General features: G+C 46.6%; 4 protein-coding genes. All 4 read left to right on the top strand.

Annotation, left to right across the window (positions count from 1 at the left end; translation table 11 throughout):
* Nucleotides 1-6: 6 nt before the first annotated feature.
* The 4 genes from fabD to ACUUHJ_RS15890 are packed head-to-tail and all read left to right on the top strand — an operon-like array spanning nt 7 to nt 18697.
* Nucleotides 7-1284: an ACP S-malonyltransferase gene (fabD, locus tag ACUUHJ_RS15905; protein WP_472299316.1), complete on the top strand. Its 1278-nt coding sequence runs from the start codon at nt 7-9 to the stop codon at nt 1282-1284.
* A complete protein-coding gene (locus tag ACUUHJ_RS15900) occupies nt 1274-5959 on the top strand; it encodes a type I polyketide synthase (RefSeq protein ID WP_472299315.1) in 4686 nt (1561 codons plus the stop codon). Before fabD ends, ACUUHJ_RS15900 begins: the two co-directional genes overlap by 11 nt.
* On the top strand, nt 5956-10755 hold the full coding sequence (locus ACUUHJ_RS15895) for an SDR family NAD(P)-dependent oxidoreductase (RefSeq protein ID WP_472299314.1): 4800 nt from the start codon (nt 5956-5958) through the stop codon (nt 10753-10755). The genes ACUUHJ_RS15900 and ACUUHJ_RS15895 overlap by 4 nt, the downstream gene beginning before the upstream one ends.
* Nucleotides 10748-18697 carry an amino acid adenylation domain-containing protein gene (locus ACUUHJ_RS15890; RefSeq protein ID WP_472299313.1) on the top strand — a complete coding sequence of 2650 codons (7950 nt, stop codon included), beginning with the start codon at nt 10748-10750 and terminating at the stop codon, nt 18695-18697. The genes ACUUHJ_RS15895 and ACUUHJ_RS15890 overlap by 8 nt, the downstream gene beginning before the upstream one ends.
* Nucleotide 18698: the final 1 nt, after the last annotated feature.

The following is an 18698-nucleotide window of genomic DNA, read 5'->3' as shown; positions in this document are numbered from 1 at the left end:
ACAGTTATGATTAAGATCGCCTTATTATTTCCAGGTCAAGGAAGTCAGTACAATATGATGGGGAAAGCTCTTTATGAAAGCTCTCCCGAGGTTAGGGAAATTTTTCATCGAACCAACGAAATTCTCGGATACGATTTGTTAGGCATAATCAACGAGGGGAATTTGGAAAAATTAACGCGGACTGAATATGCGCAGCCTGCGATTTTTGCATACAGCTATGCCATTTTCCAATCCATTTGCAAAGAGAAACAGTTTTTCCCTTCTTTTATGGCTGGTCACAGTCTTGGGGAATTTACGGCTCTTACGTGCGCGGAAGTATTCCGCTATGAGGATGCATTGCGATTGGTCATGGAAAGAGCAACGATCATGCAGCAAGCTACATCGGACGGGTTTGGCGGCATGGCTGCCATTAATGGCTTGCACCCACTTCTGGTCGAAGAGGAATGTGAGCGTGTATCGAACGGCGAGGATAAAATTGTCGTGGCCAATTACAATTCAACCAACCAGGTTGTGATTTCAGGCGCCAACTCTATAGTGAAAGTCGCCACGGAAAATCTGGCAAAAATCGGTGCCGTTACGATTCCATTGAAGGTCTCCGCTCCTTTCCACACACCGTATCTGGAGCTCAGCAATCAAATGTTCCAGAGGGCTATCGCTCAAACGCAAATGGCTGGGCTAAAATGGCCAGTTATCTCTAATGTGGACGCAAAACCATACTACAATCCAGCAGAAATCCGGGATAGGCTGAATGTACAAATGACCAGTGCAGTCAGATGGAAAGAGACCATCGATTATATGCTGAGACAAGGAGTGAACACCTTTATTGAGTTGGGGCCAAAAACAGCCTTGACTAATTTGATCAAACGCGACTTCTCTCATGTGCGTGCTTATTCCTATGAAGATAACTATGAGCAAATTATGTCTATTATCGATGAACAGGTGGCAGAAAAACGTCCATCCGTGGTTTCCCGTTCTTTAGGGATCGCTGTGTGCATGAGAAACGAAAACTGGGACGACGCAGAGTATCAAAAAGGCGTAATCGAACCGTACAGAAAAATACAGGCTTTGGGCAACAAACTAGAGGAAGAAGGAAGAGAAGAGTCCTTTGAGGATATAAAGCAAGCGATCGAGATGCTTCGTTCTGTGTTTGTGACGAAAAAAGTGCCGCTGGAAGAGCAAAAAGAGCGTTTCACACAAATTTTTGACGAGACGAAGAAGAGACATCTGTTTGATGACTTTGCCCCTATCATGTTTGCCGAAAAGGAGGTTGTCAATGAAAAGTAAGCCTCTATTTGACGATATCCACCTCAACTTTGAAGAGGATATCGCAGGTACTTGGGGGGAATTGGGGAAGTCGGCAGATGCTCCGAAAAAAGACGTAGCGATCATTGGGATAGCGGGAAAGCTGGCTGATGCGCGCAATGTCAGGGAGTTCTGGAGTAATCTTGTGCTTGGCAAGGATTCTATCCAACGAATCCCTTTGTCGCGTAAACAGGACTACGAAGAACTTCTGTCTTATTTTTTGCAGAAAGATGTTCGGAAAGAACAAAGTGAATATGCGGAAAGCGGATATTTGGATCAAGTTGATCTGTTTGATTGTGAGTACTTTTCTATCTCGCGAAAAGAAGCCAAGCTGATGGACCCGAATCAGCGGCTTTTTTTGCAAAGCTGTGTGGAAGCGATGGAAGATGCAGGGTATGGAAAAGCTCGGTTGCGCGGAAGTCAGACGGGTGTTTTTTTAGGATACAGCAGTGATTTTGGGGGAGAATACAAGCATTTTCTTGCTGTAGACAACGCAGAAATAGCAGACTTGGCGATGACTGGGAATATCAAATCGATCATGGCTGCCAGATTGGCTTATTTGCTCGATCTGCATGGTCCCAGCATGCTGATCGATACGGCATGCTCCTCCTCACTGGTTGCCGTTCATCTTGCGTGCCAATCGATTCGCCGTGATGAGTGCGAGATGGCCTTTGCCGGAGGAGTAAAAATTCAGTTTCAACCCTTTGAAAAGGCCAATACGGGGATCGGCATCGTATCCCCAACCTTCAGAGCGCGCACCTTTGATCGCGAGGCCGATGGTACCGGCTTGGGTGAAGGTGTGGGAGTAATCTTGCTGAAAGACGCGGAAAAGGCAATCCGAGATGGAGATCATATTTACGCCCTGATCAAGGGAAGTGCCATCAATCAGGATGGGCAATCCATTGGTATAACTGCGCCCAACTCCAAGGCCCAGGAAGACTTGATTATAAGGGCGTGGCAGGATGCAGGTATTCATCCAGAGACCATCTCACTGATCGAGGCTCACGGCACGGCAACCCGCTTGGGCGATCCGGTAGAGATAGAGGGCATCAAAAGAGCTTTTGACAGGTACACCACGAAAAAACAGTTTTGTGCGATTGGGTCGGTCAAAACCAATATCGGCCATTTGGATCATGCAGCCGGAATATCTGGCCTGTTGAAATGTATCCTCGCGTTGCAACACGAGATTGTGCCACCAACGTTGCACTTTCAAAGCCCAAACCAAGAAATCGATTTTGTGAATTCGCCTGTTTATGTGAACGACGAAGCCCGGTTGTGGAAAAAGGGGGAGCACCCCCGGAGATGCGGGATCAATTCTTTCGGGTTGAGCGGAACCAACTGCCATCTCATTCTGGAACAATATCACCAGACCGAAGAAGTGTCCTCACAAAAAAATAGAGAAGAACAATGGTACATGCTCGGGTTGTCAGCGAAAAACCCCACTGTGTTAGACAAGCTGGTCAGCGATTATGATCAGTGGGTCAAGCAGGCAGGAGACATCAATCTGGAGAGCTTATGCTACACAGCGAATGTTGGTCGGGATCACTTTGCCCATAAACTGGCGATCGTGTTTCAAGATCAAACCGATTTACTGGAAAAGTTGCATGCTGTTCGCAAATCCGGCGTCGAAAAGATTGTCAATGAGCATGTGTTTTATCGGGGGCTTTCGAGCCAGGAAGTAAGAGATGTCGACCTGGGTGGTAAAGAGAATCCCATTTTCGGCGAGATGATCCATTGGGCATTGAAGTACATCGAAGACGAACCAATTCCTTGGAACGACTTTTACACTGGTCAACGGCATCCATTGATCAGCTTGCCTACGTATCCGTTTCAGGATATTCGCTGCTGGATCGAGCCGAAAGATTTGGAGAAAAAACTCGCTTCTCTTGTCGACCAGTGCCTTGTAAGCAGTAATGGCGTTGATATTTATGAAACAAAGTTTTCAGTCGACACGCATTGGGTACTGGCGGAACATAAAATTGCTGAGCATTACGTTTTGCCTGGAACCGCTTATCTGGAAATGATGAGCCAGATTGTTCGAAAAACGATACCTCACCAGGACGTGTTGGCACTAGAAAACGTCATGTTTTTACAGCCGCTTCAAGTTAAAGAAGGGGAAAAAAAGAGCGTCCACATTGTCCTGCAAAAACAAAAGTCATCGTATGACGTCATGGTCACTTCGATGTTGGAACATTCGGACGAGTGGGTCGTTCACTGCCGAGCAAAAGTGCTTGTTCAGTCTGAACAGCAGCATCAGCAAAAGCATCTGTCTCTTCCCGAATTGCTGAGGGGAGCAAACAAGCAGTCGGTATCCGGGTATAAACCGGAGGCTGATGCCCCTGTTCAAACAGGCCCGCATTGGGAGTGCATGAAAGAGATTTATATGGATGCGGACAGAATTGTCGCCTTTTTTGAACTGCCTGTTCAATTTGCTCATGAGTTGCACACTTTTGTTCTTCATCCTTCTTTGTTGGATTGCGCGGTTAATATTCCGATCAGTCAAATTCGCGATGGATTGTTTTTGCCTTTTCGGTATAAAAAACTCATTTTTTCTGGGGCTATGCCGAGCAGATTTTACAGTTTGCTGCAAATGAAAGAGAAAGATGCGGCGACTATGCAGGAAGCAATCTCCTTTGATATCATGCTCCTCAACGAAAAAGGAGAGGTATTCGCTGAAATACAAGAATACACCTTGAAAAGAGTGAATATGGCAGAAGCATCTTCCGCCGCGCTCTCTTCCAAAGGGCTGTTTCATCAAATTGTTTGGGAAGCCAGGCCATTGCGTGAAGAAAATAAAAATCACGACACAACGCCACACACGCTTGTTTTTAGTGGTCATGACCCTTTCTCTCAACAACTGATGGAGGAACTCAAAAGGAACGGAACCCCTACTATTCTCGTTACGGTTGGTGATCATTTTGCCAAGCTCGATGACTTCCATTATGAGGTTACTGTCAATCAACAAGATTTCGATGCGCTATGGAAGGAAATCGGGAACAAGGCTGTGCAGCGCATCATCCACTGCTTTTCTCTGTCAAAGATCAACGGTGACCCGATTGGAGACGAAGGTTTGTTCAGTCTCTTCTATCTGACGAAGAGTTTGATTGCCTTAAACGTACGACACAAAATTGATCTGGTCCTGATTGGCGATCAGGCGTTTCCTGTTACAGATACGGAGCCTGCGCTAAATCCGATTCACAATGCTTTCTATCATCTCGGAAAAGTAGTCAGCAGTGAATGGTCTCACTTGCGCTGCCGTTCTATCGATCTGGATACAGATACAGATATCTCTGCGATTATTGCCGAACTGGAGCATCAGCCAGACAGTTACATTGCAGCGTACAGGAGCGGTCAGCGCTTCGTTCAAATAATGAAGGAGCTGGATCACCAGTCATCTCTACCACAAGAGCTCAGCCTGACTCAATCGGGCTGTTATTTGATCACAGGTGGAACGGGGGGATTAGGCTTGACCATTGCCTTGCACCTAGCAGGGAAGAAGCCGATCCATTTAGTCTTGATAAGCAGATCAGGCTTTCCGGCAGAAGGCGATTGGGAAGAGATTGTACAAAAAGGAGAGCAACAAGAAGTAATTCGAAGGATCAAGATGCTGCAAAAAATTACAGAGTTAGGCAGTACATATACGATCTACAGAGCGGATGTTGCGTGCAAAGAACAGCTAGCGGCCTTGCTCGAAGAAGTCAGAGAAACATTCGGCAGCATCAACGGAGTGATTCATGCAGCTGGAGTAGCCGGGGATCAATTTTTATTCAATAGGGAAGAGGATCGTTTTCGTGAGGTGATTCAAGCCAAAATAGCGGGGAGTTTGAATTTGGCCCAATTAATCACCGAGCCGCTGAAATTTTTCGTCTGCTTTTCATCTGTCTCTACGCTGGAAGGTACGCCAGGACAAGGTGATTATGTGGCGGCAAACGGCTTTTTGGACAGCTTCGTCCACAGCCTACCTGTCTATCAAAACGGAATTACGCTAAATTGGGCGCCGTGGGAAGAGATCGGTATGGCCTATGATTATGGAACCTTCCAAAAAGAGCTGATCTTCCACCTGCTGTCATCGAAAACTGCTGTTACTGCATTTGATGCTGCACTTGCCCTTGGCGAGAAACAAATAGTGATAGGTAGAATCAATAAAGAGGTGGCTATAAAGAATTTCCAAAGCAACTTCTTTTACGAGGGAAACAGACTGTTGATCGATTATGTGGAAAAGTCGAAGGGGCCTCGAGAAAACCATATTGCGCAGACGTCCCCAAGCGTGTTTCATGGGAATCCAAGGCACGCTTCCCTGCACGAAATCAAAGAGTTGATTCGCCAGTTATGGATCACACTGTTGGAATCTGATTCCATTCAAATGGATGATAATTTTACGTCCCTTGGAGGGAATTCCATTTTTGCTGTATATCTGCTCCAGGAATTGGAAAAATTCTTTCCAGATCAGCTGGGCATCTCGGATATTTTTACTTATCCCACGATTAATAAGATGGCCGAATATCTGTATTCCACAATGGGAAGTGAGCAACCACTAACATCCGGCAGTATGGGTCAGGAGGATGAAGATCAAAATCTCGATCAAATCTTGCATCGCTTAGCCAACGGTGAGCTCGATGTGGAAGAGATCGATCGATTGCTGGGAGAAGAGGAATGAAAGAAACGAGAAAATACATTTATCAGCAGATAAAGGATCAGCAATTAAGCGTCGAGAAGTCCAAGGTCATTCTGAAAGAGATCAAAAATGCAGGCTTGAAAAAAAACAAGGATATCGCGATTATCGGGATGGCTGGCCGCTTCCCGGGAGCTAGCAATCTAGATGAATACTGGCACAATTTGATCGCAGAGGTCGACTGCATCACGGATTTTCCGAAGAGCAGGCAAACGGGTGTCGAAGGATTTATCAGCAAGATGTATCAGGGAACTTCAGCAGATGTTGTCTATGAAAAGGGCGGATATTTGGACCATATTGATCATTTTGACGCGGAATATTTCAAGATTTCCAATAAGGAATCCGTCATGATGGACCCCATGCAACGCCTTCTCTTGACTACCGTTATGGAAACCGTGGAGGATGCTGGGTACGGAGGAAATCGAATCGTTTCATCCAAAACCGGCGTTTTTATTGGAAGAGACCACACTGTAGGGAACATGTACACGCATTTGTTGGACCAAACGGACGAGCTAGCGCTAACTGGTTCCTATACCGGCATTTTGGCCAGCCGGATTTCCTATTTTCTCGATTTAAAGGGACCTAGCGTGGTCGTGGATTCCGCTTGTTCATCAGGATTGTTAGCCATTCACAATGCGTGTCAAGCAATCAGGAACAACGAATGCGATATGGCGATTGCAGGCGGAGTCTCCCTGATTTTCTTCCCGGTTAAAAACCCTGCGTTTGGCTTGGTGGAATCCAAACTACATCTAGTTAAGCCTTTTGACAAAAATGCAGATGGAACGCTATGGGGAGAAGGGTTTGGGGCATTATTACTGAAGCCACTGGATAAAGCCATCCAGGATCGGGATCATATTCATGCCGTGATCAAAGGAAGTGCGGCTAATAACGACGGGAAATCGAATGGAATCACAGCACCCAATGCGATCGCTCAAGAACAAGTGTTCACAAAAGCCTGGATGAATGCCGAGATTCCACCCGAGACGATCCGATTTATTGAAGCACATGGTACAGGCACAGTTCTTGGCGATCCAATCGAAGTTCAAGCACTAAGCAATGCTTTTAAAAAATATACGTCGAAGAAACAATTTTGCGGAATCGGTTCGGTGAAGTCAAATATCGGTCATCTTGCGGCCGCTTCAGGGATCGCTTCTGTCTTTAAAGTAATTATGTCCCTCAAACATAAGAAGATGGTTAGCACCCTTCATTTTGACGATCCGAATCCTTTCATCGACTTTATGGGCTCTCCGCTCTATATGGTGGACAAGCTCCAGGAATGGCAGCGGGATCAACAGGATATTCCACTTCGCGCAGGTGTGAGTTCATTTGGTTTTAGCGGCACGAATTGCCATCTCGTACTGGAGGAAGCGCCGATTGAAAAAGCGGATGCCCCGCCAGTCCGTCCTTTTCAGATTTTTACCGCTTCGGCTAAAGATAAAGAGACCTTGTTGGAACTGATATCTCGCTATCGCCATTTTGTCAATCATCAGGAGAACTTGTCTTTGGAGGAGCTTTGTTTTACTTCGGTAATGGGTAGAGGACATTATACATGCCGTCTTGCCCTAATCGTTCGCAGTTTGCAAGAATTAAAAGAAAAGCTGAATCAGGTTTTTTTGGAGCGTCTTCCCTACAGTCGAGAAGTCGAAGGAATCTATTACAACGAGTTTAAGGTCGTTCCGGAAAGCAAATTGGATAAAGCAAATGGTGAGATTACCGAATCGGGCTTGCATCAGTTGCTGGATAAAGCTCGGCAAGTGATTACCAGCGTTTCCTCTGATGATTTTCAGGGGATGTCTGACATCTGCCAGTTCTATGTGCAGGGAGCGGAAATAGATTGGCGATATTTCTATCAGTCCGGGGAGTACCATCGATTGTCGTTGCCTCCTTATCCTTTTAAAAAGACCGTTTTTTGGCCGCAGGTGGATGTGGGTCAGGGAGGAGAGGCTCGAACGCTGATCCCGCAAAATAAGGAAGTCATTCCTGGCCCTAAAGTATTGGAATCCTATCGGCAGAGCATCTATGAAATGCCATTACGGATGGAAAATCAGTGGATTTTGCAAGAGCATCTCATGATGGGGTACCATATCGTGCCTGCGACCGCTTTCATGGAATGGGCGAGAAAAGCTGGATACAGTCATTATGGAAACGACGCTTTTGAGTTGCGGGATTTTCGGTTTATCAGTCCGTTGATAATCCCGGAGAAACAAGAGCATTTGGTCCATACGATTTTAGAAAGTCAAGATGATCAGATTCACTTACGTATAGTGAACCGTAGTTCTTCCCATCACGCGGGAGTTAATCACGAGTGGCAACTGAATGTGGAAGGAAAAATCATTCCTGTCGAAGCTGCAAAGGCTCCTTGGATGGATCTTCAGCGGATCAGGGAAGAAGGCGCTTGGGAGCAGGTAGAAGCGAAAATTGAAACCATACGTGGGCGTACCAAATTTGGTCCGCGATGGAACAATATTCATTCACTGACGAAATGCGAAGATCGTGTGCTGGTCCAGGTAAATTTGCCAGAAGCTTACCTAGATGATTTTTCGGTGTACGGCTTTCATCCAGCTTTACTAGATACCGGGCTAAATGCTGTAACAATGTTTATCTTGGAAAATCTCTACCTCCCCTTTTCCTTTAAGCGCATGAGCATCTACGGAAAAATGCCTTCCTCGTTTTACAGCTACCTGCGAAAGAGGGAAGCTCAGGGGGATAACCGAGAGACGGTTTCCTACGATATCAGCCTGATCGACGAGCAAGGAAATGTATTTGCGGAAGTAGAGAACTATACGTTGAAACGTGTCTCTTCTGCCATGGTCGCCCAAGATTTGTTTTATCAGATTCGTTGGGTACAAGCACCACTAGAAGAAAGACGGAATATCACAACGGATGGCAGCGTGCTGTTGTTCGGCAACGAAAACAGGATAACTCGGGAGTTGGTCAACCGCTGGGAAGAGAGTGGAGTCGAGCTGATTCAGGTCGCTCACGGCGATGGCTATCGAAAAGAGCAAGAAACGAAGTATGTGGTAGGCCACGAGGAAACCGATTATGAGCAACTCTTTTCCGATTTGAAAGAGCGGAAGATAAGCCAGATTGTTCATGCCTATGCCCTCGATGAAAACAGTCCAGCCCCCAGCCTTTCCAGACTGAAAACGATTCAGGCACACAGTATCCAAAGCTTGTTTTATTTGGTGAAATCACTCGTTCAGGCAAAATACAAGCAAGAGATGGAACTCGTCGTGCTGGGTCAAAACGGCTGGGAAGTGACAGGCAGTGAAGAAGAGATTGAGCCATGTCATACGGCACTGTTCCAATTAGGAAAAGTAGTGAATGCCGAGTATCCTCAAGTGAAGTGCCGCAGTATCGATCTCGACACGGGCACCGAGTGCGAAAATATTTTGGCAGAAATATACACGGAAACAGACGCTTACCAGGTTGCCTATCGTGGAAATGAACGGTATGTGGAGGAATTCGGCCGTAGTGCAGTTGAGAAGCCTGTGCAGCCACTGGAGCTGCAAGAAGACGGGTTGTATCTCATTACTGGCGGAACTGGCGGGATTGGACTGGAGATTGCCAAACATCTGGCATCCCGAAGCAAAATCCGCCTGGGCTTAATCAGTAGAAGCGGACTCCCCCCTCGTGAAGTCTGGGAGCAACTCAAGCAAAGCGACATGGATGCCAAGACGCGGCGAATCATTGAGAGTGTAGAAGAAATTGAGCAATCAGGCAGCAAAATCATGGTCTGCCCGTGCGATATAGCCGACGAGCAGCAGGTAGCAGCTACTTTGAAACAGCTACGGGAGGCATTCGGCGAGGTCAAAGGAATCATTCATGCGGCAGGAGTAGCAGGCAGCGGTTTTCTGTTTACGAAAACATGGTCCGACTTTACGAAGGTGACCAAGCCGAAAATCGAGGGCAGCTATTTGCTGTACAACTTGCTGGAAGAGCGCCCTGACTTCTTCGTTCTGTTTTCTTCCGTGGCGACCGTGGAGGGCAGCCCGGGACAGAGCGATTACATTGCCGCAAATGGGTATTTGGACGGCTTCGCCTCTTACTTGCGCAAGCGCGGCATTCGTGCCACGACGATCAATTGGACCGCGTGGGAAGAAACTGGCATGGCGGCTGACTATGGCGTGGCAAATAGCAATGGTCTGTTCAAGCCGTTGAAAACAAATGAAGCCACTGCTGCTTTTGAACAGGTACTGGCGATGAATCTTAGTCAAGTGGTGATCGCATCGGTCAACAAAGAATGGTTACGGGATAGACATGAAGGTCTATTTTTGAAACTAGATTCTGGTCTGGTAGAAAAGGTTGACTCCGGAGCTCCTTCTACTTCGCACAGTGTGAAGCGTACCTTTACGATCATTGGCCGAAAAGAGGAGACGTATGACGAAATCGAACAAAAGGTCTCCGGAATCTGGGCTGAGACCATGCACTTATCAACTGTCAACATCTATGACAGTTTTCTGGATGTGGGCGGGGATTCACTCATAGCAACCCAGTTGCTGAAAAAACTGGATAACGAGTTTCCGGGTGTTCTCGATTTGCCCGATTTGTTTACCTATTCTTCGGTAGCGGTACTAGCTGATTATATCAAGCAAGAGCAAGGCAGGCAGCAACGGAAGAAAGCCGAGGTGACAGAAAAAGTGGAAGAACGAAACGCAACCTCCATCGAATCGTTTGACCAACAGCTAGAATCCATCTTGGACAGCCTTTCATCCGGTGATCAATCTGTAGAAGATATGGTGGATCTTTTGTCGCAGCGGAGGAATCGGATAGATGAATAACATTGATCAAATCAATACACTTATCCTGGAAAGCGTAAAATCCAATCGCCTAGACAAAGAGCTTGCACGTAAGTTGCTACATCAATTGAATACAGGTCAGACTGAGGCCGATAAAAATACCAATGCGGATATCGCCATCATTGGCATTTCTTGCCGGTTTCCTTTTGCAGACAATCTAGAGCAGTATTGGGCCAATCTGCTAAACGGGATGAATTGTATAACTGATTTTCCACTCAAGCGACGCAGAGATACAGACCCCATGCTACAGAACCGATGGGGAGAGCCTGAATATGCGAAAGGCAGCTATCTAGAAGACATAGATCGATTTGACGCAGACTATTTTCGTGTCTCTCCGAAGGAAGCCGAGTTCATGGACCCGCATCAGCGCTTGATGCTGGAAGTCACAGCGGAAGCAATTGAAGATGCGGGATATATGGGTGAAAAAATATACGGTTCCCATACGGGAGTATTTATCGGAAGAGATCACCATTCTTCCGGTCTTTATCAACAATTCATCGATTCTTCCAACGAATTGGCCATGACCGGCAATCTGCCCAGTTTTCTCTCTGGCAGGATTGCCTTTTTCTTTAATCTTACCGGACCGAATCAAGTCATTGATACCGCTTGCTCATCTGGTTTAGTGGCGGTCCATCATGCCTGCGAATCCTTGATTAAAAAAGAATGTCAATTGGCCATCGCCGGAGGCATCAGTTTGAATTTGGTGCCAATTGCCAACTCCTCTTTTAAAATCGTGGAAAACAATGACGGCATCGTAAGGCCATTCGATAGCCAAGCCAAAGGAACCACATGGGGGGAAGGACTGTCGGCCATCCTTTTGAAGCCTTTGCGGGATGCCTTGAAAGATGGGGACCGGATTTACTCAGTGATCAAAGCCAGTGGAGTTAACAGCGACGGGGCTTCCAACTACATCACCGCTCCCAACCCGCAGGCACAGGAGCATCTCCTGATTGATGTGTGGAACAAGGCAGGGATTCATCCCGAAACCATTACCTACATCGAAACACACGGTACCGGTACCGTTATTGGCGATCCGATCGAAATAAAGGCAATGAGACACGCTTTTCATCAATATACGAGCAAAAAACAGTTTTGTGGAATTGGTTCCGTAAAATCTAACATCGGTCATCTGGTAGGTGCTTCCGGGATGGCTTCGCTGCTTAAAGTAGTTTTGTCGTTGAAGCATAAGCAACTCGTTCCCACGATAAATTTTGAGGAGCCAAATCCCTATATCCCTTTCTCCGAATCTCCATTTTATATGGTCGACCAGCCTATTGCCTGGAAAACCGGTGATGTGCCGCGTCGAGCTGGTATTAGCTCGTTTGGCTTCAGTGGCATGAATTGCCACGTGCTATTGGAGGAATGGAAACAAAATGATACGCAGAAGGACGAGCATGAGACACCCCACATTTTTACCGTGTCTGCCAAAAACCGTACAAATTTATTGGATTTATTGCAACGATACTGCCAATATTTGCAATCGAACCAGCAGGAAAGTTTCCGCAATCTCGTCTATACGGCACAGGTTGGACGGGAGCATTTTTCTCATCGCTTAGCGATTATTGCACAGAGCACAAGCGAACTGTTGAACAAAATCGCTTCGGTCCTCTCGCTGGACTTGGACAATTTGCCTGAAGTGCTCGGATATTATGGACATTCTCCTATCGCACAGAAAGCAAAAAATCATATGATTCAACCAGACGCATGGGAGAAAGAAAAACAACCAATCCATGAAAAAGCTAGCCAAATGATTCATAACTGGGCAGAAATCGGGGCAATGGCTAATGCCGACTCTCTCCATGAATTGGCGAAATTGTATGTACAAGGCGCCCGTGTTCACTGGAAGAAGCTATACGGAGGTCAAACACTCAAAACAGTCGAACTGCCTTTCTACCCATTCAGCAGGGTGAGGCATTGGCCGACCGATAAGAAGACAGAGACAGCTACTGAAAAAGGACAGTCATTAATGGGAGAGTGCGTTATCTCTACCGTCGGTTTGCGCGTTTACGCAGCGAAGGCATCGATGCGAGAGCTTTGGATGTTGCAGGAGCATCGCATTTTCGATAACGGAGTATTGCCAGGAGTGGCCTATCTGGAGATGGCAAAGTCCGCAAGCGAGTACTTTTTCCCGAAAACAACCGTGGCGATTAAGAATGTTACTTTGCAAAGTATGCTGACATGCTCTTTGGATGAAACAAGGATTGTCCATACAATCATCCGTGAAGAGCATGATCACATCACCTTTACGATCGCCAGTATGAAAGAAAATGATCCTACGGAGAGTTGGATCACACATGCACAAGGGGAAGTTCATCGGCAGGAAGATCGTAAAAATCAGACTCACTCGATTGAGCAGATCATCCGCAAGATGGATGAACAGGATGCAGAAAAATTCACCCCTCTCTATTCGGGATTCATTGAGTACGGTTCGCGATGGAAATGTATCGATCAATTTTATGAAAACGCAGGATCTGCACTGCTTCATGTCCGATTGGCGGATGAGCGAGAGCGTGGCCAGTATTCGCTTCATCCGGCAATGCTGGATACGGCACTGAGCTTCTGGCATCTGTTGAAACAGTCCGAAGAAACCCACGTGTCTTATTACTTCCCGTTTTATTACCAAGCGATCCATCTCTACCGGGACATGCCCACTTCTTTTTATAGTTATCTGCGAAAGAGGGAAGCTCGGGGGGATAACCGGGAGACTGTTTCCTACGATATCAGCCTGATCGACGACCAAGGAAATGTATTTGCGGAAGTAGAGAACTATACGTTGAAACGTGTCTCTTCTGCCATGGTCGCCCAAGATTTGTTTTATCAGATTCGCTGGGTGCAATCACCGCTTAAAGGAAGCGGGAATATCACAACGGATGGCAGCGTGCTGTTGTTCGGCAACGAAAACAGGATAACTCGAGAGTTGATGCAACGCTGGGAAGCGAGTGGAGTCGAACTGATTCAGGTCGCTCACGGCGATGGCTATCGAAAAGAGCAAGAAACGAAGTATGTGGTAGGCCACGAGGAAACAGATTATCATCAACTCTTTTCCGATTTGAAAGAGCGGAAGATAAGCCGGATTGTTCATGCCTATGCCCTCGACGAAAACAGTCCAGCCCCCAGCCTTTCCAGACTGAAAACGATTCAGGCACACAGTATCCAAAGCTTGTTTTATTTGGTGAAATCACTCGTCCAGGCAAAATACAAGCAAGAGCTGGAGCTTGTCGTGCTGGGTAAAAACGGCTGGGAAGTGACAGGCAGCGAAGAAGAGATTGAGCCGTGTCATACGGCACTGTTCCAACTGGGAAAAGTAGTGAATACGGAGTACCCTAATGTGAAGTGTCGCAGTATCGATCTCGACGTGGATACAGATTGTGGAAGTCTTTTGGCGGAAATATACAGGGAAACAGCCACTTACCAAGTTGCCTATCGTGGAAATAAACGGTATGTGGAGGAATTCGGCCGTTGCGCAGTTGAGGAGCCTGTTCAGCCACTGGAGCTGCAAGAAGACGGGTTGTATCTCATTACCGGAGGGACTGGCGGAATTGGACTGGAGATTGCCAAGCATCTGGCATCCCGAAGCAAAATCTGTCTGGGCTTAATCAGTAGAAGCGGATTTCCCCCTCGCGAAGTCTGGGAGCAACTCAAACAAAGCGACATGGATGTGAAAACGAGGCGAATCATTGAGAGTGTAGAAGAAATTGAGCGTTCAGGCAGCAAAATCATGGTCTGCTCGTGCGATATAGCCGACGAGCAGCAGGTAGCAGCTACTTTGAAACAGCTACGGGAGGCATTCGGCGAGGTCAAAGGAATCATTCATGCGGCAGGAGTAGCAGGCAGCGGTTTTCTGTTTACGAAAACATGGTCCGACTTTACGAAGGTGACCAAGCCGAAAATCGAGGGCAGCTATTTGCTGTACAACTTGCTGGAAGAGCGCCCTGACTTCTTCGTTCTGTTTTCCTCCGTGGCGACCGTGGAGGGCAGCCCGGGACAGAGCGATTACATTGCCGCGAATGGGTATCTGGACGGCTTCACCTCTTACCTGCGCAAGCGAGGCATTCGTGCCACGACGATCAATTGGACCGCGTGGGAAGAAACAGGCATGGCGGCGGACTATGGCGTGACAGACGGCAACGGACTGTTCAAGCCGCTGAAAACGGCTCAGGCCATTCAGGCATTTACCAATCTACCCGAGCATCCACGGGTAATCATCGCGGATATACGTTTAGAGCAGATAGATGAATCACTAGCCAAACGTTTCCCGTTGCAGCTGGCACCTGGCATGGTCCGGAAAGTTACCAATCGAGCAGCATCGTCTGCCACTGGGGATGCTCTTTCTATCGACATTTCCATTGTCGGAAAAAATCAAGATGAACTCACGGACACCGAGAAAAAATTGGCACACGTCTGGGCTAACACATTTGGGTTATCAGAGATTGATCTACAGAAAAGCTTCTACGAAGTCGGCGGAGACTCTATTATCGCTACGCAAATGGCGAATCTCTTAAATACGCATCTGAATAAGCCTATCTCTATCGCTGAAATTTTTGAATTTCCAACGATCCCTGAGCTTTCGGCTTATTTGGACCAATCTTTGCTACCATCGCAAGCGACACCTGTGAAGCCATCCGCAACAACTGAGCAAAGCAATGGGCATGATCTCTCCAAAGCACAGTATCGGATTTGGTTTTTGCAAAACTATGATCGACAAACGACCGCTTATCATTTACCAGTCATCAAACACGTGAAGATGGCGGTTGACCTGGATGTGCTGCAGCAAGCCCTAGACGTCTTGACGAAGCGCCACGCCTCGCTGCGTACCGTCTTCAAAAATGTCGATGGTCTTCCGAAACAATTCGTTTTACCTGATTGGAAAAATGTCATTCATTACAGAGATTATCAACAGGAACCTCTTCGAGAAGAGCTGTCAGCCAAACGACTGGATGAGCAGAATGCCACTCCGTTTGATTTTGAGCAACCATTGTTCAGGATGGAATTGCATCGTTTGTCTGCTGTTGAACATCGTATTTGTGTAAATATGCATCACATCATTTCGGATGGCTGGAGTGTCGGTTTATTTTTCCAGGAATTGATGGAGCTGTATGACCAAATCCGTTCGAAGCGTGCAATCCAGTTACCAGCTGTTCCTTTCCAGTATGCAAACTGGGTGGAGCAGGAGAGAAGATGGCTCGATTCTGAGGAATTCCAGCACATGGAAAACTATTGGATGAACGAGCTCGCTAAACCGCTTCCGGTACTCAACTTACCAACCGATTACGAACGCCCTTATTCTCTCGTCTACGACGGCAGTTACATCAAATTCATGGTATCGAAAGAGAAAACTCAACAATTACGTTTGCTTGCGAAAAATCGATCCACCACTTTGTATATGACAGTCTTGGCTGTCTATTTTCTTTTCCTGCACAAAATTAGCCAAGAAGACGATATCATTGTCGGGTTCCCAGTTTCCGGCAGGGAAAAACAGGAGTGGGAGAACGTCATCGGTTTATTTATGAACATGGTTTGCATTCGGGTCGATTTTGGTGGACTTTCCCGTTTTGATGAGGTTCTAGAGGCCATCAAACACAAATGTGTCCGAGCTTATGCTAATGGCCGATATCCGTTTAATACCCTCGTCGAGAAGCTGAACCCGGATAGAGATCAGAGCAGAACGCCTGTTTTCTCCACGATTTTCCAGCTATACGATAACGTCCCGCAAGATAATGACCGCATCAGCCTCTATGATCTGAGCTGCATTTGCAAAATGGAACAGGAGCAAATGGAAGTAAGGATGGAATACAAGACGACGCTGTTTGCAAAAGGGACTATCAAGAAATATGTTGACTATTTTTCATTTTTAATTGATCAGGTCATTGATAATCCGGAAGCCATGCTTAGCCGCTATGAGTTATTGGATGCCGAGCACAAGGCAAACATTTTTGGAATGTTCAACCCGTCCGCTGTCGTCATGGATGCCCCGAACCAGGTACATAGGTTAATTGAGGCGCAAGTGAAGAAAAATCCCGATCAGATCGCAGTAATTTTTGAGGGAAGGAGTCTTACCTACAAACAAATAAATGAGCAATCCAACCAATTGGCCGCATTCCTTACGCATATCATCGGGCAGGAGCCGCGGGAACCAATCGGCGTCTATTTGCCAAGAGGCATCGAGATGGTCATCGCGCTTTTGGGGATACTTAAGTCCGGTCGACCGTATATACCGTTGGATGTTGATTTTCCGAACGAACGCATTGCTTATATGATCCGTCATAGCCAACTGAAAACGGTTTTGTCAGAAAAGGGCTTCATTCCAACACTTGAGGAAATCGCAGGGACTCATCTGGAGACGATTGTGGATGTATCGGGGGATGTCTTATTAGCAGAAACGACTGGTCATCTTCGGTACTATGGCAATTTACATATCCGCAAGCAATCGACGGATACTGTTGATGGACCGGAATCTGAGTTAATGTACGTTATTTATACCTCAGGCTCGACTGGAACGCCGAAAGGGGTCATGGTTACCCAGCAAAATGTCATCAATTATCTCTTATGGAGTCAGCAGCAATTCCGTCTGGGATCTTCGAACAATATGATGCTGGTGACTTCTATCAGTTTTGATATTTCAGTTTTTGAAATGTTTGGCTGTTTGGCGAGTGGAGCAACCTTGCATATTGTGTCACCAGAGCGCTTAAGGGACCCCGCTTTGTTATTTTCCTATCTAGCGGAAAATCGGATTAATGTCTGGCATTCTGTTCCTACTTTGATCAGTCAATTCATGCTTGGTCTTGCTCAACAGGATGGGCAACAATTACCTTGCTTGCAACAGTTTGAAACTATTCTGATCGGCGGAGAAGCCTGGAGTCCCATGCTAGCCAAAGAGATTCGAAGCTATTTCCCCAATGCCAAACTGTATAACATGTATGGGCCGACGGAAGCAACCATTTGGGCTACGTGTTACGAAGTGGAAAGTGATTTGAAGGGAAAATCGATTGTCCCGCTTGGTCAGCCAATTCTGAACAACCAAATTTATATTTTGGACAAAGATGGCAATTTATGCGGAACTGGCGTATCGGGTGAAATTTGCATAAGTGGTGCTGGTGTTACCCCTGGGTATTTCCGTGACAGGGAGAAGACCGCACAAGCATTTCGCTCCCATCCCTTTACGGATCAGATCGTCTATCATACCGGAGATTTGGGCAAATATGGGATGGATGGACAGATTGAATATATTTCACGCAACGATGGAATGGTCAAAGTAAGAGGATACCGGATTGAAACGGGGGAAATCGAACATAAAATCGAAGCAATGCCAGGGATCAAGTCCGTTGTCGTTGTAGCTGTCAAAGAAAGTGAATCCAATAAATTGATTTGCTATTATACATCGACCCGAGACATCGGGGCTCCGGAATTTCAAGAATCTTTGCGTCAGTTGCTTCCTTCTTATATGATCCCGGCGAGATTTGTACGCCTGGAGGCGATGCCCGTCACCTCCAATCAAAAAATCGATCGAAAAACGTTGCAGGCTATGACTCTTCCACATGATTCCGTGGAGCAAGGTGAGATGCATGTGCCTGGAAATGAAGTGGAAAGCTTTTTGCTCCAGACATGGCGAGAATTGCTGGGCATCGAACAGATCGGGACAAAGCAGAACTTTTTTGATCTCGGAGGAAATTCGCATCTGATCGTTCAATTGCAAGCCAAAATTGAAGAGAGGTATCCGCAGCGAATCAAGGTCATCGATTTGTTCGAGTGCAAAACAATTAGTGCCATGGCGCAACACATCCAAAAAGTCCAGTCAGATCAAGGACAGCCAAGAGTGAAGAGGGAAGGGCAATCAGAAGAAATCGGCGATATTTTACAGCTATTGGATGAATTTAGCGAAGGGGAAGCATCGGTAGAAGATATCCTGAAAAAATTAGGAGAGTAAG

The organism is Brevibacillus schisleri, assembly GCF_055685845.1.
The sequence above is the reverse complement of the archived record's forward strand: the minus strand, read 5'-3'. Positions and strand labels throughout refer to the sequence as shown.

Excerpts from the sequence above, each read along its gene's own strand:
- fabD (WP_472299316.1), top strand. The coding sequence starts at position 7 with ATGATTAAGATCGCCTTATTATTTCCAGGTCAAGGAAGTCAGTACAAT.
- ACUUHJ_RS15900 (WP_472299315.1), top strand. The coding sequence starts at position 1,274 with ATGAAAAGTAAGCCTCTATTTGACGATATCCACCTCAACTTTGAAGAG.
- ACUUHJ_RS15895 (WP_472299314.1), top strand. The coding sequence starts at position 5,956 with ATGAAAGAAACGAGAAAATACATTTATCAGCAGATAAAGGATCAGCAA.
- ACUUHJ_RS15890 (WP_472299313.1), top strand. The coding sequence starts at position 10,748 with ATGAATAACATTGATCAAATCAATACACTTATCCTGGAAAGCGTAAAA.